Below are 16960 nucleotides of genomic sequence, written 5' to 3'. Positions count from 1 at the left end.
GCACAGCGGGTCAGGATGACCTACGACCGGCTGTGCAGCGCAATATCCAGGAGATCGCTCAAGACGGCAAAACCGGTCTCTTGACGCCCGGCGCCCGGCCCCACGAGGGTGACATCGCCGAGCAGGTCGGTGGTGAAGGTGATGGCGTTGGTCACACCGCTCACGCCGGCCAGGGGGTGAGCGAATGGCAGCCGCAGCGGCTGCACGCTGGCCGCAACCGTGCCATCGGCCTGTCGGGTGACGCGACCGATCAGCTTCCAGCGCTCGCCGGCCGCTGCGGCCGCGGCAATGTCGGCCTGGCTGAGGCCGGTGATGCCCTGGCGAGGCACGCTTGTCAGGTTGACATGGGCGCCCAGCAGCGCATTAGCCAGGATGACCACCTTGGCCAGCGCGTCGAAACCCTCCACGTCGGCCGTCGGATCAGCTTCGGCATACCCCAGGTGCTGCGCCGAGGCCAGCGCGTCCGCGTAACTGGTTCCTGCCTCCATCTGAGTCAGGATGTAGTTGGTGGTGCCGTTGAGAATGCCCTTGATCTCGCTGATCTGACAACCGGCCAGGGCCTGCCGCCCCAGGCGAATGGAAGGCGTACCGCTCATCACCGTGCCTTCGAAGCGCAGCAGGCGGCCAGCCGCGTCCGCGGCTGCTTGCAGCTCGTGGTAAGCCAGGGCGATGGGGCCTTTGTTGGTCAGCACCGCATGCTTGCCGCTGGCCAACGCTGCTTTGACATGACTGATGGCCGGCTGTCCGGTCTTGACATCGGTCCAGCTCACCTCCACCACGGTGTCGGCCTGGCTGGCGCTAATGGTGGTCAGGCTGTCCCAGCCTTTGATCATTCCTGGGCCATCGGGATAGGCATCCAGGCGCTCGCCCCGGCGGGCCAGGTCGAGCAAAAGGCCCAGGTCAAGCCCATCCGGCTGGTAAACGCTGCCCTTGAGCAGATCGCTGACCGCGACGACGACAAAGGTCACACCGCTGTTGACCTCCAATGCGGTCGCGCGTGCCTGCAAGATCTCCGCCAGCCCCTGGCCGACAGTACCAAAACCGATCAATGCCACTTTGTGCTTCACGAATTCTCCTTCTCGTGTACTGCGTCGCAAAAATGTGTTCGGCGGCCAGGCCAACCAGGGCTGGCGCGGCGTGCCCTGGTGACTACCTGCGGGGAGGAACTGCTCCTGCACTGCCTTTTGCAGGCACCTCATGCAACTGGATCAGCACGTAGGTTTCGGCGTGCTCGATGTGTTGAGAATATTGAAGACCGATGGTTTGCAGAAGATGCAGCATCTGGTGGTTGTCGGCCTGGACGTAGCCCTTGAAAGTGGTGATGCCCACAGCCACCGCCGCGTTGACCAGGTACCCGAGCATCTGCCGGCCCACGCCCTGGCTCTGAAAATCGTCGCGCACAACGATGGCCGCCTCGGCCTCTGTGCCGCCGGGCTGACGATGCGCGCGCGCCACGGCAATGGCGACCTGCTCACCCTCGTCGCTGGCAAGCAGAGCGATCAGCGCCACCTGATTGATCTGGTCTACATGTGCCATATCGGACGCACCCTGCCAGATTGTTTCGTCACTCACGTGCTCCATGGGAATATGGAAGCGCTGATAACGTGAGTTGGGCGATAGGCGACGGAAGAGGTCCACCAGCAAAGGTGCATCGTCTTCCGTCAAGGGTCGCACGGTCAACCACTGGCCATTGCGTGTCGTAAAAGTTTCCATTCGGTTGTTTTTCCCTCCCAATCCACCTCGAGCCAAGCTTACTGCATGAATCATACATCAAGATGCCCAATTCTGCAACGTCCTGAGGCGCCAGTAAACCAAATATCGAAACCGGCAACCCTTGACATTTTTTGCAACTCATGCTAAAATGGTGGGGCTTGTTTCCTGGACGCATTTTGTGGGTGTCAATCAATGCTCCAACATGACCACACGCATCGTACATCATCGCCCGATCCAACTACCGCCGTCAGGTATGGCTAAGTCAATTTTCGGCAGACACCATTGAGCAAAGCGCATGGGCCAAGCGACACAGGGTAGGTTGTAGAGGGCTGTAAGGAGCTCATACCAGTTATGAGTGATTCAAATCTGATCCAGACCGAACAGAATGAGGGCGTCGAGCCGGCGGATAACGTGACGGTTGCCGCGGCGCCGGCCGATTCGACCGGCACTGCGGTTGCCGATTCGACAACTGCGCCAGAGGCTGCGCCAGAGGCTGCGCCAGAGGCTGCGCCAGAGGCTGCGCCAGAGGCTGCGCCAGAGGCTGCGCCAGAGGCTGCGCCAGAGGCTGCGCCAGAGGCTGCGCCAGAGGCTGCGCTACTACCGGTCGAAAACCTGGACGGCGCGACGCGTGCTGAGCTACGCGCAGCCATGACGGCCCTGGCCGACCCTGACCAGCCACTCCTGGATATCCGGACGCGGCAGCAGCGACGACCGTCTATCTGGGCACTGGCCGCCGCGGGAGCTGTGGAAGTGGAGGCGGGGTTGACTGACCCGGCGCCGGTGGCTGTGCAGCAGGCGAGCGAACCAGGCGGCGAGCCGGGTAATCAGGCGGCGGCCGACGAAGACTGGACTCATGCGCAGGAACTGATGGATGCGCAGGAGGTCTTCGAGACGCGGGTCACCGGCTATAACCTGGGCGGGGTCACCATCACCCTGGGGCGTCTGCGGGGCTTCATCCCTAACTCGCACCTCAGCACGATTCAGCCTGAGATGGATGCGGAGCAGCAGCAGAATGAACTGAGTAAACTGGTGGGCAAGATGATCCCAGTACGGATCATCGAGGTGCAACGCAAGCGCCGGCGCCTGGTGTTGTCTGAACGCCTGGCCGAACGGGCCTGGCGCGATAAGCAGCGCGATCATATCTTGGGCGAGCTGCAGGTTGGACAGCGGGTGACAGGCCGTGTGCGCAGCCTGACCAGTTTTGGCGTTTTCGTGGACATTGGCGGCGCCGATGGCCTGGTGCATCTCAGCGAGTTGACCCGGAAACGGATCAAACATCCCCGCGAGGTCGTCAAGGTTGGGCAGGAACTGGTGCTGGAAGTGATTCGTGTGGAACGCGAGCGCGGGCGTGTGGGTCTCAGCCTGAAGCATACGCAGGCCGATCCGTGGGCGGACATCGAGGCTCGTTATCATCCAGGCCAGCTCATCACGGCCCGTATCACGAACCTGGTCAGTTTTGGGGCCTTCGCCACTGTCGAGCCAGGCGTAGAAGGGCTGGTTCACATCTCGGAACTGAGCGATGACTACATTGAACATCCGCGCCAGGTCGTGCAGCGCGGTCAGGATTACACCATGCGGGTGCTGGCCATTGACCGTGAGCACGAGCGGGTGTCGCTGAGCCTGCGCCAGGCGCCGCAGTGGATCGAAGCGCCGGGCGCTGCAACTAACACAGAGGAAGATACCCATGACGGGTAAACCACCGCCCGCAAGCCGGGCGCCATCAGCGCGGGACGAGGCGCCAGGACACGGCCAGCGGCAGGCTGACCGGCCGGCCGACAAGACGGCACAGCCTGAACCACGGCGTAACAAAACACCCCGCCCTGTCGAACGCCAGCCAGGCCGCTCTGCTGAAAGAGCACCCCGCGCCGAGACGCGCCGTGAGAATGGGCCTGAAGGTAAGAATGGCCCCCCGCATCGGCGGCGGGAGCGCATCATCACGCATGCCCCGCGGCCGGTTTCAACGACACCGGTCGCAGCCGGCGCCGCGCGATCGTCACCCCCTGCGCCAGCGATTGCCCAACGTCCCGCGGCCGCGCCCATTGTCACTCAGGAGGAAACGGATAAGTCGCCCGAGCGTAAGGTCTTTATCTATACGTACACGATTTGGAACCGCTCGACCAGCCCGTAAGGATACGGGGCCAACGGCCGGTATCGCCCACCAGCCAAATGACACACCAGCAACAAAGGTCTGTAAGGATGGTGACATGAAAGATAGGATGCGCATCGTCGAGGAAACGTTGGCAAGACTGATCAGACAAGCGCGGACGCAAGGTTACTTAACCTACGACGACATCCTCAGTTTGGTACCGAATGCAGAAAGCAAGGTGCTTGAGTTAGAGACGCTGTTTGCGCAGCTACAAGAGGAGAATCTGCCGGTTTACGAGACGGAAGATGAGGTGATGGTGGCGCTCGAGAGCACCGGCGGCGACACGAGTGCCGTGCAGGGGAGTGAGCACGGCGCGTCCGTGGCCGATGTTTTTGCCAATTTGGGCGCCGGGGACATTACCGATCTTTACTTCCGCGAGATGAGCAAGGAGCCACTGCTGACGGCTGAAGAAGAGATGATGCTGGCACGCGCGGTGGAGTCAGGTCGCCTGGCGCAGCAGCGTCTGACCCGACCTGAGTCTTTGCCGGTTCTCAAACGTCGGCAGTTGTGCTCACGGGTGGAGGAAGGGGAGCAGGCACGAGCGCGGCTGATTCAGGCCAACACCCGCCTGGTCATCAGCATTGCCAAGCGCTACATGGGCCAGGGCGTCCCGTTTCTGGATCTGATCCAGGAAGGCAACCTGGGCCTGATGCGAGCCGTGGAGAAGTTCGACTACCACCGCGGCTTCAAGTTCAGCACCTATGCCACGTGGTGGATTCGGCAGGCCATTAGCCGTGCGGTGGCTGACCAGGGGCGCACCATTCGTCTACCGGTACACATGGGAGACAAGGTGCGCCAGTTATACCGTGTCCTGCAAGAAGCTGAGCAGACCTACGGGCGCACCGGCACGTCAGAGGAAATTGCGGGTATTCTGAACACCACCCCAGAACGGGTGCGCTGGCTGCTGAAGGTGTCACGGCATCCGACATCACTGGAGCAGCCAGTGGGTGAAGAGGAAGAGCGCGAGCTGGGGACGCTGATCGAGGACACCGAATCAATCCAACCGGCCGATGCGGTGATGGATTCGCTGCTGCGTGAGCGCATGGAGCAAGTTCTCATTACCTTGCCGCCGCGTGAAGCACGCATCCTGCGCCTGCGCTACGGACTGCACAATGGGCGCACGTACACCCTGGAAGAAGTGGGACGCAAGATGGGGCTGACGCGCGAGCGTATTCGCCAGATCGAAGCGCAGGCCCTCAACCGCCTGCGTCACCCCTGCCGCAGTCGCCTGCTGCGCGATTACCTGGAGTAATCAACAGCACACCGGCGTGCTGATTGCCAAAAGCAGGCAGGTGTGCTACACTTGACCTGTACCCGCCCTCATAGCTCAGAGGATAGAGCGTCGGCCTCCGAAGCCGAAAGCGCAGGTTCGAGTCCTGCTGGGGGTACTTGCTATACTCCAAGTTGTTAAAGTTCCGCGACGAGACAACAATGGATTGGGCAAAATAGAAAGGAAAACAGCGCCGCCACTTCCAAGTTAGGGCGCTGTTTTTCTATCCTGCTTCTTTTGTCACTGCCTACTGCCCACTGCGCCAGTAGCCTAGCACACTCTGGCTTCTCTCTAGGTGCCTTCAAGCATGCAGGCAAATCAGTACACATCAGAAAAAGAACTAACATGAGCGAGCGATGAGAACGGGATTTGTCGAACGATATGGCAAGCTGGCAGAACTTGATCGGTCATTCGATCTGAAGTTCTGGCAAGACCAACCAGCCCAGGCGCGCTTTGACGCTGCCTGGGAGTTGATTGCGCATGCGTATAGGATCAAAGGCGGCGATGTTCGTCAACTCCGACTTCAGCGATCTGTTGAGTCTTTTCAACGCCAACCAGGTTAGGTATCTCGTCATCGGCGGCTATGCCCTCATCCAGTACGCCGAACCACGTTACACCAAGGACCTGGATCTGTGGATCAGCACCGACGCCGCCAACGCCAAGGCCGTCTACGATGCGCTGCGCGAATTCGGCGCGCCTTTGGCGGACTTGTCTGAAGCCGATTTTGCCCAGGAAGGCTATTTCTACCAGATGGGTGTGCCGCCTGTACGGGTCGCTATCCTGATGGGCATCCCTGGTGTAACCTTCGAGGAAGCCTGGCCCAAACGTATGACCGTGGACTTCGACGGTCTAGAGGTAGCTTTCATCGGGCGCGACGACCTCATCATGGCCAAGCGAGCCGCGGGACGCCCCCAAGACTTGCTGGATGCCGAGTTGTTGTCGCAGGTGCAAGCCAAGTCACCCAAGCGCCGTCGCGCCAAACCGGCGCAGCGCAAAAGGGAATAAGCCCACTGTGGGCTCGGCGGCACAGGGCACGGTTCGGGGCCACGGGCCTAACAGTGGCTTCCACTTGACGACTGCGCCAGTCGCGCTGTGGGCCGCGGGAGGCTCGCTGGTGTAGCCGCAGGTGAACTCTGACCGTTAGACGGAGAACATCTCGTGCCAGTAACAAAATACACGGATCCGATAGCTTTCATTGGCATGCTTCACGCTCTCCAGAGCGTGGGATCGTCGGGACCTTGGTACTTCCGTGGACAAGCCAACGCGTCCTGGCGGCTCGTTCCTTCGTTGTTTCGAGGGCTATTGGGCGACGAACAGGCCGAACAGGCCTTTGAGCGCGCCCTGCTAGACGGCCTTCGAGGCTGCTTGGGAATGCGTTCGACCCTGCCTGAGAGGCTGCTGTCAAACGACGACTATCTCCTGGCAGTGGCTCAGCATTACGGTGCTCCTACAAGAATGCTCGATTGGTCGCGTTCTCCTCTCGTCGCAGCCTACTTTGCTGGTTCGGGCGCGCTGGAGCGATGGACTGGGAGTCCCATGGCGGTATTCGCGATCGCCGGCATAACAAGCATGTCTCATAAAATCGGAGAAACTGTCATCCCTAGTCTGCCCAGTGGGGGTAACGAGAACCTCGTAGCCCAGCATGGCGTCCTCATCAAACACGATTGGACTTGCAGAGATTACTGGCGCGACCAGTATGAGGAGGAGGTCAATCGCCCAGACGAGAACGTGACCGACCGTCTGGACTCACGCTGCATCCGCTTGGAACTACCGGCCTCTAAAGCAAGCGATCTTCTGAATGAACTCGCACGACGGGGCGTTGACGGAGTTGCCGTCTTTCCCGGCATGCATGGGTTTGCGGCCGCTGCGCTGGACTTAGCCTGGGCAACCCAAGTTCCATGACCCCTCCGGCTGCAAAGACCGGCATTGCGCTCTACGCAACGGCCCGCCTAACCTGCCGCTGCAGCGGACGGGTTTCGCCCGCCGCTGAACGGCCACACGTTAGCGGGACAATCTTCCGATAGCAGGAGGCGCGAATGATAAGAGATCCCGAGCATCCTATCCTCCCGCGGACATGGGAATACGATGTTGTTGGCCTCAACCTGCAACTGACAACGAGGACGAGCCCTTTCTTGATTTGACGCTGCAACGAGACCGCGAGCAACGAGTGCTCCGGTTCTGGTCGCCGCAACAGCTTACCCTGGAGGAAGGTGCGCAGGCGACGCACGGAATGGTCATCGAGGACGTTCGGCATCGCAGGCTCGAGGGGCTCGGCGTTCACGTCAACGACTTCGAAGCCACGAACGGCGGGCTTCGGTTCTGGGCACGCGCCGTCGAAGAACGACGGGATCAGCGTTGATTATGCGCGGAGCGCCAGCTAACAAGGGCTTACTGAAGTACCAGGTGTTTTACTGACGGCAGAACCTGTCAGGAGAGTAATCCCCCTTTCACCTGGGCCGACCTGACGCAAACTCATGTATAGGTACGGGAAGTGATAGCAGACGACCAGGATGGCGCGTATTGGCTGATGCAGGCTGAGAAGTGGTCTCCCACTGGGTAAGCGCGAGAGTACATTCTGTCACTTAGCCTGCTCCATACGTCGATGTGTCCGGGCGATATGCTCCACAATGAAGACGAGCGATATTGAAATGCTTGCCCTGGGACAGATGGCGGGAAGTCATGCCGGCCTAAATGTGGGCGTGATTGGCGGCGCGCCGTGACCTACCCGAAAATGCGATGGCAGGCATAGAAGCATGGATCAACAACCGCGAAAGGACCTGGGTGGTATGTTCACAACGAAAACAGCAATGGTGGCGCTCTGCCTAGGGGCGGCAGTTGTAGTCCTAGTCGGTTGCGGGAGAGCAGCACAGACGCCGGAACCGCCATCAATACCGGAACCGACACCGATATCGACACTGAGATCGATACCGAAACTGACACCGATACCGGAACCGACATCAGGACCGATATCAACACCGACCGCTGCGGGACCGATGCCGATATCGACACTGCCAGCTGGATGTCCACCTAATTGCATGAGGGCCAACCTAGTCAATGCCGTCCTGAGTGGGGCCGACCTGGGCGCGGCCGACCTGCGCAATGCGGACCTGCGCGGGGCCGTCCTGAGTGGTGCCGACCTGCGCGCGGCCGACCTGCGCGGGGCCGACTTGCGCACGGCCGACCTGCGCTGGGCCTACCTGCGCGCGGCCAAGTTGGATGAAAAGACTCAGATTGAGGACAAATGGCGACTGGTCTGGGAGATTGTCACCCAAGGAGCCGCGGGACGTGACCTGAACGGGGCCAACCTGAACGGGGCCAACCTGGTCTTGGCCGAGCTGAGCGGGCCGACCTGAGCGGGGCCGACCTGCGCGGGGCCGACCTGCGCGGGGCCGACCTGCGCGGGGCCGACCTGCGCGGGGCCGTCCTGAGCAGGGCCCTCCTGCTCGGGACCAAGTTGGATGAGAAGACTCAGATTGAGGACAAATGGCGACTGGTCTGGGAGATTGTCAACCAAGGAGCCGCAGGACGTGATCTGACCGGGGCCAACCTGAACGGGGCCGCCTTGGTCGGGGCCGACCTGCGCAACGCCGTCCTGAGAGGGGCCGACCTGAACGCGGCCGTACTGAGCGGAGTCGATCTGAGCGGGGCCGACCTGCGCGCGGCCGACCTGCGCTGGGCCGACCTGCGCGGGTCCAAGTTGGACGAAAAGACTCAGATTGAGGGCAAATGGCGACTGGTCTGGGAGATTGTTAACCAAGGAGCCGCAGGACGTGACCTGCGCGGAGCCAACCTGAGTGGGGCCGCCCTAGTCTTGGCCGACCTGCGCAATGCCGACCTGCGCGCGGCAGACCTGCGCGCGGCCGACCTGGGCGCAGCAGACCTGCGCGCGGCAGACCTGCGCGGGGCAGACCTGCGCTGGGCCTACCTACACGAGGCCAAGTTGGATGAAAAGACTCAGATTGAGGACAAATGGCGACTGGTCTGGGAGATTGTTAACCAAGGAGCCGCAGGACGTGACCTGCGCAAAGTCGACCTGGCCGGGGCCAACCTGACCGAGGCTGACCTGAGCGCGACCGTCCTGGGCGGGGCCAACCTGCGCAATGCCGACCTGAGCGGGGCCGTCTTGCGCGGGGCCGACCTGAGTGGGGCCAACCTGAACGGGGCCGTCCTGCGCGCGGCCGTCCTAAGCGCGGCCGACCTGCGCGGGGCCCAATACAATAGCGAGACCAAATGGCCTGACGGCTTTGATCCACAAAAGGCGGGTTGCGTCTTCGTCGAGGATTAACCGTCAAACAACCAGCGCCACTACGACGAGCGCGGCCTGGCCGGCCTAACGGCGGGCGTGATCGGCGGCGCGCCGTAACCTGCCCGAAAATACGGTGACAGACACAGAGGCCTGGACCAACAACCGCGAAAGGACCTGGGTGGAAAAATGTTTACAACGAAAGCAGCAATGGTGGCTCTCTGCTTAGGGGCAGCAGTTGCAGTCCTAGTCGGTTGTGGGGGACCAGCACAGACGCCGACGTCGGAACCGATACCGGAACCGATATCGGCACCGCCAGCTGGATGTCCACCTAATTGCTTTATGGCCGACCTGCACAGGTCGGCCCTGCGAGAGACCGACCTGCGCGGGGCCAACCTTCGCGAGGCCAATCTGCGCGAGGCCGACCTGAGCGAGGCCGACCTGAGCGGGGCCGACTTGCGCGATGCCAATCTGCGCGATGCCAACCTGCGCGGGGCCGACTTGCGCGATGCCAACCTGCGCGGGGCTGCCCTGATCGGGACCAAGTTGGATGACAATACTCAAATTGATGACAAATGGCGACTAGTCTGGGAGATTATCAACCAAGGTGCCGCAGGACGTGACCTGCGTAAGGCCGACCTGCGCGAGGCCTACTTGTTCGGGGCCGATCTGCACGGGGCCGACCTGAGCGAGGTCGTCCTGACCTGGGCCGACCTGAGCCAAGCCAACCTGCGCGGGGCCAACCTAAGCAGGGCCGACCTGACCTGGGCCTACTTGTTCGACGCCGACCTGAGCGAGGCCGTCCTGACCGGGGCCAATCTGAGATGGGCCGACGTGGTAGGGACCAAGTTGGATGACAAGACTCAAATTGATGACAAATGGCGACTAGTCTGGGAGATTATCAACCAAGGCGCCGCAGGACGTGACCTACGCAAGGCCGACCTGAGCGCGGCCGATCTGCACGAGGCCGACCTGCGCGATGCCGACTTGAGCGATGCCGTCCTAAGCGGGGGCCTACCTGTACGGAAGCCGATCTGCACGGGGTCAACCTGAGCGATGCCTACCTGAGCGATGCCGTCCTGAGCGGGGCCAACCTGAGCAGGGCTAACCTACGTCGGGCCAACCTGAGCGGGGCCAACCTGAGCAGGGCATACCTGTACGATGCCTACCTAAGCGGGGCCGACCTGCGCGGGCAAACCTGAGCGGAGCCTGGTACAACCCCAAGACGAAATGGCCTGACGGCTTTGACCCACAAAGGGCGGGGTGCATCTTCGTCGAGGACTAACCACCAAACAGCCAGCGCCACAACGACGGCGGCTTGACGGGGAGCATGGTGGCAGCACCTGCGGCAACGGCCGCGGTGGCAAGGCAGACGTGGCAGGCGGCTCGTTAAGATGACGTTCCTGAGCGATCCTTGCCGAAAGTAGCGGTTGCCAGTTCTGCAAGGCGCTGCTCTAAGGCGGTGATCTTCTCGGCCTGGCTTTGTACCTGATTCTGCAACGCGACGATGGTAGCGCGGTCATCAACTCATCGGGTGTTCAGCTCGTCAGATAATAGGCGGTAAAGCGTGTCGGTCACAGCCTAGGCGGCCAGTCTTTGCGGACGGCTCAGTTCAACTCAGGTTATACGGCGGCTCGACCGTTACGGAATGTGCGATGCTGTCTTGTTTGCCGCCGCATAACCTATATTCCGCTTTCGGCGGCCACGTCGTGATCGCCGCGGCAGCAGCGGCACCCCTAACAAGGGGGTTCCCAGATGTCATCCAATGCAAACGATCCTTGGGTCGTTTTCTTCTACGAGGCCCAGATGTACGTCTGCACTCGCGTCGTACACCAACGAATTGTCGGCACCAAAGAGCCCGACCAAATCCTCATGAATGCTCTTGTTGAGAGCGCCCTGCTGCATACGCGTGTTCTCGTGGACATCATTCTCAGTCGCGGCTCGGAGAAGGACACTATACGCCTGGAGCACCTAATCCCTCTATGGTCTGAAAGCACTGAGCTCGCTTCCACCGTTGAATCCCTCAAACGCGAGTATGGTAGTAGATCAAGGGAGGACAGTCCGTGCTGGGTGGTCAACAAGATGCTCGCCCATCCCACCCTTTGGAGAAAGAATTCGTACGACTACACGGCCATATTTGGTCGGCTTGACCCGATAATCAAGATTGCCCTCCACCAGATCGGGGCTCTATCATCGCGGGCCGACATCCAGGCGTATGCCCACGACCTCTAGCGTGTCTCTCCCTGTCGTCCTACGCGTCGCGGCAAGGGAGGGGGCCGCCCAACAACTCGCTGAAGCTGACCGGGCGGCCCGGGCCGAATGTGGGGCTTGCCCAGCTTACTGGCGTGACGTAGAGTGGGGGAGGATCTGCCAGTTTCCACTGGGCAGCTTAGCTCGATGCCGTTAGCCCAAACGTCAATCAAAAAGCCCTGGGGATAGGTTCCGCCAGGGCATTTTTTACAGCAATTCCGCTTGCCCACTCGCAAGCCGCTTCCGCCCTCGCGTCCTCGCCGCATTGGCCGCGTGCTGCCTGGCGTCATACCTCAAATGACAACCCTGGCACAACGCACGCAGATTATCCTCAGAGCAATTCATCGGATCATGGCCCAGGTGCGCCACTGTCAGCACCACCCTCGACCCCGTACGAGGATGCGCCCTGTAATTCTCCGCGCCGCAAAACTCACACTTCCAACCAGCCCGCGCACGGATGCGCTTGCTGATCTCCTTCCAGTTTGGCGGATAGAGATCGGCGTGACCCAACTGTGCCAATGAAGCCTGAGACAGTTCAGCTAAACTGACCTTTGCTACATAACCCACGTTTGACAAATATACGCCATTGGCGTATACTCGCTTCAGACTTTCAGCACGACATCTACCCCAAGAATGAACGTGATGACCTGACGGCGGCACAGATCAAGCTGCTGCGGACGATCGTGGAAAAGGAATACCGATGAAAGACGAACTTTTCGAGGAGTTGGTCGCCAGTGTCCGTGAGGGCGGGGCTATCTTGCGCGGCGAAGTGGCGCCCGCGCGAAAATTCAGCATCGCGGCCCCGGATGTGAAGCACATTCGTGCCAGCTATAAGCTTTCACAAAGCGAGTTCGCCGCTCTGATCGGCATCAGCGTTGCTACCTTACGCAATTGGGAACAAGGACGTCGTGCGCCTGACGGTCCGGCCCGAATTCTGCTCCAAGTAGCGGCGAAGCACCCAGACGCAGTTTGGGATGTCGTTCGTCCCGCCTGACGCAAAGCTGACCGCATAACAGGATCATTGGCACGACGCTCATGCGGGCCCGTCCGTGGGCTGGCAGAGGGTGGCGGGCATGGCCAAGGATCACGAGCCTGATATTGGCTTCCACCTGACGCTACGCCGGTCGCGCGGTGGACCGTCGCAACCGTATGCGTCGCAGCGATGTAGAGGCGTTGCCGATTGAACACGCAAGTGACAAAGAACACCAGTGACTATGAGTGAGATAACCATGAACGATTTATTGTTCGAAGCTCTGACGCCACTTGGCTTCCGCGTGCGGGTAAGTCGCCCCTACTGGCACTTGATCATCACGATCAAACACCCGGCGATGGCAAGTCGCGAATTGGATGTGAAAGATACGCTAGAGAATCCAGACGAAATTCGACTGAGCCGGAGTGACCCGGATGTATACTTGTTTTACTCATCAGAACGAAGAGGGCGATGGGTTTGTGCGGTAGCCAGGCAATTGAATGGGGATGGGTTTTTGATTACGACCTATCCAACGGATGCGATTAAAGAGGGGGTGCGGATATGGCCGAAGTGAAAGTGTATTATGATCGAGTAGGCAACACGCTTACCGTTTGGTTTGGCGACCCACAAGACGAGTACATTTGCGAAGAAACAGGTGATGAAGTTGTTTTGATGAAGAACAAAACCGGGCGCGTTATTGGTTTTGAGAAACTGAATTTCTCGATTGTAACGCCTGAACCGATGCGGGTTGCATTTGAAACGCTGGCTGTGTGATAATACAGAGCGGCCTAACACGGGATGAAGCCGACTGCCCTTACGCTACGGTTTAACAAACGTTCTTCGTCCGAACCCATGATCTTGCTTCGCTTGGGGCTGACTCAGCGGTGCCAGGGCTCAATCGAAATCTCGCGACCATGAGCAACCAGGTTCTTCCGCCTGCAGAATTATTCGGACACTTTGAACGCTTCGCAGGCGAGCTTGCGCGTTGTGTGAACTGCGGGAACGAGGAGTCCCGCACCCTCGCCGCGCTGCGCGACGCGCTGCTGCCAAGCTCCTCTCCGGCGAACTGCGGACGCCGGCTGCGGAGCAAATTATGGGGAGGAATGCCTGACTTCGACACACCGGACAACAACGGCTGGCTGGCGGTCAACCAGTTCACCGCGGCGTTATCCCCCATACGTGCTTCGTGGGCGGTAGAACCAGCGCGCGAGGATGATCCCAAATTCATACAGGATGTAGAGTGGCACCATCACCAGGGTCATATTGAACGGGTCTGGCGTGGGCGTGATGATGGCTGCCACCAGGGCCAGGATGACAATGGCGTAACGCCGGCCGCCGCCCAATTGGGTTGGACTCACAACGCCCAGGCGCGCCATGAACGCGATGAGGAGGGGTGTCTCGAAACTCAGGCCGATCCAGACGACAAAATTGAAGACGAACGAGATGTAATAGTCAATCGAATACTGGGGCTCGATCAAATCGCTGAGAAAGCTGCTCAGGTAGTTCAGGGAAAAGGGCAGCATGACCAGCGATGAGAAGGCCACCCCGATGGCAAACAGAAGCGTCGCGGCGGGAATGACGAAATAAAGCGCGCGCCTTTCGCCGCGCGTGAGTCCTGGCACGATGAAGGCGATGATCTGATAGAGGATGACCGGCATGGCCAGCACTAAGCCGAGGATCAAGGCGACCTTGAAATAGACGATGATATTTTCGGCTGGGCGCAACGATTGCGGTCGCGCCTCGCCCATCGGCAGGATGAGGAGTGTCAAAAAGGAACGCGCAAAAATAGTCCCCAACACCGTACCCACGAGCACACTGGCCACGGCTTTGATCAGACGAGCCCGCAGATCCATGAGATGCCCCGTGAAGGACATCACCGCTTCACGGTCGTTCGGCACGGTCATCAGCGTTGTCACCCACTCCCGGACCGGATGTTGTCTGCGGCGAATTGGCCGTCGTCACCTTGACCGCAGACTCTGGCGGCCGCGGCGTCAGCGGGTGCTGGATCTGCTGCTGCAGATCGGTCAGCGGTTGGGCAATGGACTGCTTCGCCTCTTCCAGCGGTTGCATGGCCCGCGCCACCTCGGCGCGGATCGGTTCGGTCATGTGCTGGAGTTGATAGAGCGCTTTGCCCAGGGCGCGTGCAGCCTTGGGTAACTCCTCCGGGCCTAGAAACACCAGGGCCAGGATCAACACCAGGGCCAATTCGAACGGACCAATGCCAAAAAGGTTCATAGGATTCGATCTTCGCCAATCAAAAAGATGCGTAACTGTGCCGGGCCGGCCGCCCCCCACACCGGTGTCTGCTCAATATCCATGCTCAGGCTCGGCCCGTTGATGATCGTCATGTCATCCTGCAGCCAGACGGCCAATTGCCCTTGTCGGCGTGCCGCCGCCAGCCACCCTGCAAATGACAGCGCCAGGCGGTCCAGCGGCAGCAGGATGATCTGCGTCTGCGGCCAGATGACCGCCAGCATGTGGGTCACAGCCGGGTAACGAACGATGATGCTACCCTGGTCGGCCAGGCCGGCCAGGCCAGTCGTGATGCCCAGGCTCACAGGCTTGTCCTGTCGCAGCGCAGCCCGCTGGCGTGCAGCAGCCGCTGACGGCGTCAATGTCTCGACGCCGAGCATCTGCAGCGCATCGAGCAAGCCTGGCACCGGCAGGTCGTCCTGTTCCCACACCAGCACCTGGCGAACCTCGGCCGTGCGTATGAACGAGAGAACGGCCAGCCGGGCTGCCGCAACCCCCGACTCACAGGTGATGGTTGCGCCGGCCGCGGCCGCCGCGGTCGTGAAATCCGCCAACAGGGTCTCTCGATCCACCGTCGCCGCGGCCGGCGTCTGCGGCCAGGGGGCGGGCGGCAAGGGCACTGTTGGCGCTGAGGCCAGCGCGGCCAGGATCGCGCGGCGAGCATCGTCAGGCATTGGCCACAGCACCTGCGGCCGGGGCATGCTGCCGTGCCCAACGTCGCCGGAATGTCTCAGGGGCCGGCGCGGGCAGGTTGCGCGCCGCGGTCCAACGCCACAGCCAGGGAGCCAGCCAACGGCGGGTCTGCTGTGCGCCCACCAGGAGCCGGCCCAGGCGATTGATCGCGCTGAGGGTCGCGTAGCGCGCCGGCGTATGCAGGGTACGCACGAGCAGGCGACCCGGCGCGCGGACTTGCCCGCGACCGCTGGCCGCGCGGCGTTCACGCGCGGCCAGCAGGTGACGGGGTAAGTCAATGCCCACCGGGCACACCGAGCGGCACGCGCCACACAGGGTACTGGCGTCGGCCACATCACCGAATTCCGCTGACAAGAGCAGGGGCGCCATCACCGCGCCAACCGGGCCGGGGTAACTCCACGCGTAGGGCTGACTGCCGACGCGACGGGCAACCGGGCACACGTCCAGGCACGCGCCGCAGTGAATACACGCCAGCATCTCCGCCTCCGCGCCGGTCAGCAGGTGTGAACGCCCATTGTCCAGCAGGATCAGGTAGAATTCGCGACCGGTGGCCGCGGCGCCGCTGAGCAATTCCACATAAGTGGAGGTTGCCCGTCCGCTGGCGCTGCGTGCCCGCACGCGCTGCAGAAGCCACAGGTCATCCAGCGTCGGCACAACCTGCTCCAGCCCCATGATCGCGACCTGCACCGGCGCCAGGGCCGCAGTCAGCCGTACATCGCCCTGATCGTTGAACAGCGCCAGGGTGCCCGTTTCAGCCACCGCCAGGTCAATGCCCATCACCGCCAGGCCGCTCTGCAGGGCCGCCTGGCGCACACGCCCGCGAATGACGTGGCTGGCTGCGTCAGCAGTGAGGAGCACCGGCATGTCGAGCCTGGCATGCAGCGTACGCACCATGTCGTCAATGCGCAGATGAGCCGCACCGGCATTGGGGTGTGTTGGCCGCTGCCCGGAGAGCGCGGCCAGGAATTCGCCCTGGTTCGTGGGGGACAGGGTGAAACCGGCGCCCTGCAACGCAGCGGCCAGACCAATTTCCAGGGGCAAGGCCGATTGGGTCTGCAAAACGTGCCCCACGCCCGACCGTCGCGCCAGGTCAACGATGAACTGGCACGCCTCAGCGCTGGTGCGCGCCCACAGCACCTGGCTACCGCGTGCCTGCAGGGCGCTCTCCAATTGCTGCAAATAGGTTCCCAGGTTGGACAGGGTCTGCCTGCGCACCGCCTGACTGCGCGCGGTCAACTCGTGCCAGGCCGGTTCAGCCGCCATTCCGGCGCGACGACGTGCCGCCAGGGTGGCGGTGGTATGCACGAGAGCGGTGCGTTGGCTGTGTAGGTGCAGCGTCTGGTGGCTGCGTGCTTCGAAGGAGACCGGTGTGCGTGACATGCGCCAGAGTATACCACGCCACGGATTGGTTGTCTAAAGAGG

General features: G+C 61.4%; 20 protein-coding genes and 1 tRNA gene. 15 read left to right on the top strand and 6 right to left on the bottom strand.

Annotated features, from left to right (window positions below; all coding sequences use genetic code 11):
* Positions 1-20 precede the first annotated feature (20 nt).
* Together IPM84_07465 and IPM84_07460 are read right to left on the bottom strand one after the other, a co-directional pair.
* On the bottom strand, positions 21-1067 hold the full coding sequence (locus tag IPM84_07465) for a homoserine dehydrogenase (GenBank protein MBK9092605.1): 1047 nt from the start codon (positions 1065-1067) through the stop codon (positions 21-23).
* A gap of 82 nt (positions 1068-1149) precedes the next feature.
* Positions 1150-1713, bottom strand: coding sequence for a GNAT family N-acetyltransferase (locus tag IPM84_07460; protein MBK9092604.1), 564 nt, complete (start codon positions 1711-1713; stop codon positions 1150-1152).
* 351 nt (positions 1714-2064) lie between these two features.
* On the opposite strand from IPM84_07460, the gene IPM84_07455 reads away from it, so the two are divergent.
* The 15 genes from IPM84_07455 to IPM84_07385 all read left to right on the top strand — a co-directional run bounded on the left by IPM84_07455 (position 2065) and on the right by IPM84_07385 (position 13366).
* On the top strand, positions 2065-3408 hold the full coding sequence (locus tag IPM84_07455) for a S1 RNA-binding domain-containing protein (GenBank protein MBK9092603.1): 1344 nt from the start codon (positions 2065-2067) through the stop codon (positions 3406-3408).
* A complete protein-coding gene (locus IPM84_07450; GenBank protein MBK9092602.1) occupies positions 3398-3841 on the top strand; it encodes a hypothetical protein in 444 nt (147 codons plus the stop codon). The genes IPM84_07455 and IPM84_07450 overlap by 11 nt, the downstream gene beginning before the upstream one ends.
* Positions 3842-3929: 88 nt before the next feature.
* Positions 3930-5111, top strand: a complete 1182-nt coding sequence (locus IPM84_07445; protein MBK9092601.1) for a sigma-70 family RNA polymerase sigma factor — start codon at positions 3930-3932, stop codon at positions 5109-5111.
* 64 nt (positions 5112-5175) lie between these two features.
* Positions 5176-5247: transfer RNA gene (locus IPM84_07440), tRNA-Arg, on the top strand.
* Positions 5248-5633: 386 nt separating this feature from the next.
* A complete protein-coding gene (locus IPM84_07435) occupies positions 5634-6134 on the top strand; it encodes a hypothetical protein (GenBank protein ID MBK9092600.1) in 501 nt (166 codons plus the stop codon).
* Positions 6135-6287: 153 nt separating this feature from the next.
* Positions 6288-7031: an FRG domain-containing protein gene (locus IPM84_07430; protein ID MBK9092599.1), complete on the top strand. Its 744-nt coding sequence runs from the start codon at positions 6288-6290 to the stop codon at positions 7029-7031.
* A 235-nt stretch (positions 7032-7266) separates the two neighbouring features.
* The gene (locus tag IPM84_07425) at positions 7267-7488 is read left to right on the top strand and encodes a hypothetical protein (GenBank protein MBK9092598.1); all 222 of its coding nucleotides are present in this window, start codon (positions 7267-7269) and stop codon (positions 7486-7488) included.
* 634 nt (positions 7489-8122) lie between these two features.
* Positions 8123-8482, top strand: a complete 360-nt coding sequence (locus tag IPM84_07420; protein ID MBK9092597.1) for a pentapeptide repeat-containing protein — start codon at positions 8123-8125, stop codon at positions 8480-8482.
* The gene (locus tag IPM84_07415) at positions 8479-9414 is read left to right on the top strand and encodes a pentapeptide repeat-containing protein (protein MBK9092596.1); all 936 of its coding nucleotides are present in this window, start codon (positions 8479-8481) and stop codon (positions 9412-9414) included. Before IPM84_07420 ends, IPM84_07415 begins: the two co-directional genes overlap by 4 nt.
* Positions 9415-9561: 147 nt before the next feature.
* On the top strand, positions 9562-10425 hold the full coding sequence (locus IPM84_07410; GenBank protein MBK9092595.1) for a pentapeptide repeat-containing protein: 864 nt from the start codon (positions 9562-9564) through the stop codon (positions 10423-10425).
* On the top strand, positions 10407-10574 hold the full coding sequence (locus IPM84_07405) for a pentapeptide repeat-containing protein (GenBank protein MBK9092594.1): 168 nt from the start codon (positions 10407-10409) through the stop codon (positions 10572-10574). The genes IPM84_07410 and IPM84_07405 overlap by 19 nt, the downstream gene beginning before the upstream one ends.
* 553 nt (positions 10575-11127) lie before the next feature.
* Positions 11128-11604, top strand: a complete 477-nt coding sequence (locus IPM84_07400) for a hypothetical protein (GenBank protein ID MBK9092593.1) — start codon at positions 11128-11130, stop codon at positions 11602-11604.
* Between the two features lie 718 nt (positions 11605-12322).
* On the top strand, positions 12323-12616 hold the full coding sequence (locus IPM84_07395; GenBank protein ID MBK9092592.1) for a helix-turn-helix domain-containing protein: 294 nt from the start codon (positions 12323-12325) through the stop codon (positions 12614-12616).
* Between the two features lie 235 nt (positions 12617-12851).
* Positions 12852-13166, top strand: coding sequence for a DUF4258 domain-containing protein (locus IPM84_07390; protein ID MBK9092591.1), 315 nt, complete (start codon positions 12852-12854; stop codon positions 13164-13166).
* Positions 13154-13366: a DUF2283 domain-containing protein gene (locus tag IPM84_07385; GenBank protein ID MBK9092590.1), complete on the top strand. Its 213-nt coding sequence runs from the start codon at positions 13154-13156 to the stop codon at positions 13364-13366. The genes IPM84_07390 and IPM84_07385 overlap by 13 nt, the downstream gene beginning before the upstream one ends.
* Positions 13367-13758: 392 nt before the next feature.
* On the opposite strand, the gene tatC is transcribed toward IPM84_07385, so the two are convergent.
* Genes tatC through IPM84_07365 form a run of 4 tightly spaced genes read right to left on the bottom strand, consistent with a single transcriptional unit; the run spans position 13759 to position 16918 of the window.
* Complete coding sequence (gene tatC, locus IPM84_07380) at positions 13759-14496, bottom strand: twin-arginine translocase subunit TatC (protein MBK9092589.1); 738 nt, start codon at positions 14494-14496, stop codon at positions 13759-13761.
* Positions 14474-14827, bottom strand: coding sequence for a twin-arginine translocase TatA/TatE family subunit (locus IPM84_07375; GenBank protein ID MBK9092588.1), 354 nt, complete (start codon positions 14825-14827; stop codon positions 14474-14476). The genes tatC and IPM84_07375 overlap by 23 nt, the downstream gene beginning before the upstream one ends.
* Positions 14824-15519, bottom strand: coding sequence for an LUD domain-containing protein (locus IPM84_07370; GenBank protein ID MBK9092587.1), 696 nt, complete (start codon positions 15517-15519; stop codon positions 14824-14826). The genes IPM84_07375 and IPM84_07370 overlap by 4 nt, the downstream gene beginning before the upstream one ends.
* On the bottom strand, positions 15512-16918 hold the full coding sequence (locus IPM84_07365) for a lactate utilization protein (GenBank protein MBK9092586.1): 1407 nt from the start codon (positions 16916-16918) through the stop codon (positions 15512-15514). The genes IPM84_07370 and IPM84_07365 overlap by 8 nt, the downstream gene beginning before the upstream one ends.
* Positions 16919-16960 lie beyond the last annotated feature (42 nt).

This window comes from Candidatus Amarolinea dominans, from assembly GCA_016719785.1.
GTDB lineage: Bacteria > Chloroflexota > Anaerolineae > SSC4 > Amarolineaceae > Amarolinea > Amarolinea dominans.
This window is presented reverse-complemented; position numbering and strand designations above follow the sequence as displayed.

Excerpts from the sequence above, each read along its gene's own strand:
- IPM84_07460 (MBK9092604.1), bottom strand. The coding sequence starts at position 1,713 with ATGGAAACTTTTACGACACGCAATGGCCAGTGGTTGACCGTGCGACCC.
- IPM84_07455 (MBK9092603.1), top strand. The coding sequence starts at position 2,065 with ATGAGTGATTCAAATCTGATCCAGACCGAACAGAATGAGGGCGTCGAG.
- IPM84_07450 (MBK9092602.1), top strand. The coding sequence starts at position 3,398 with ATGACGGGTAAACCACCGCCCGCAAGCCGGGCGCCATCAGCGCGGGAC.
- IPM84_07445 (MBK9092601.1), top strand. The coding sequence starts at position 3,930 with ATGCGCATCGTCGAGGAAACGTTGGCAAGACTGATCAGACAAGCGCGG.
- IPM84_07435 (MBK9092600.1), top strand. The coding sequence starts at position 5,634 with ATGTTCGTCAACTCCGACTTCAGCGATCTGTTGAGTCTTTTCAACGCC.
- IPM84_07420 (MBK9092597.1), top strand. The coding sequence starts at position 8,123 with ATGCCGATATCGACACTGCCAGCTGGATGTCCACCTAATTGCATGAGG.
- IPM84_07410 (MBK9092595.1), top strand. The coding sequence starts at position 9,562 with ATGTTTACAACGAAAGCAGCAATGGTGGCTCTCTGCTTAGGGGCAGCA.
- IPM84_07400 (MBK9092593.1), top strand. The coding sequence starts at position 11,128 with ATGTCATCCAATGCAAACGATCCTTGGGTCGTTTTCTTCTACGAGGCC.
- IPM84_07395 (MBK9092592.1), top strand. The coding sequence starts at position 12,323 with ATGAAAGACGAACTTTTCGAGGAGTTGGTCGCCAGTGTCCGTGAGGGC.
- IPM84_07390 (MBK9092591.1), top strand. The coding sequence starts at position 12,852 with ATGAACGATTTATTGTTCGAAGCTCTGACGCCACTTGGCTTCCGCGTG.
- IPM84_07385 (MBK9092590.1), top strand. The coding sequence starts at position 13,154 with ATGGCCGAAGTGAAAGTGTATTATGATCGAGTAGGCAACACGCTTACC.
- tatC (MBK9092589.1), bottom strand. The coding sequence starts at position 14,496 with ATGACCGTGCCGAACGACCGTGAAGCGGTGATGTCCTTCACGGGGCAT.
- IPM84_07375 (MBK9092588.1), bottom strand. The coding sequence starts at position 14,827 with ATGAACCTTTTTGGCATTGGTCCGTTCGAATTGGCCCTGGTGTTGATC.
- IPM84_07370 (MBK9092587.1), bottom strand. The coding sequence starts at position 15,519 with ATGCCTGACGATGCTCGCCGCGCGATCCTGGCCGCGCTGGCCTCAGCG.
- IPM84_07365 (MBK9092586.1), bottom strand. The coding sequence starts at position 16,918 with ATGTCACGCACACCGGTCTCCTTCGAAGCACGCAGCCACCAGACGCTG.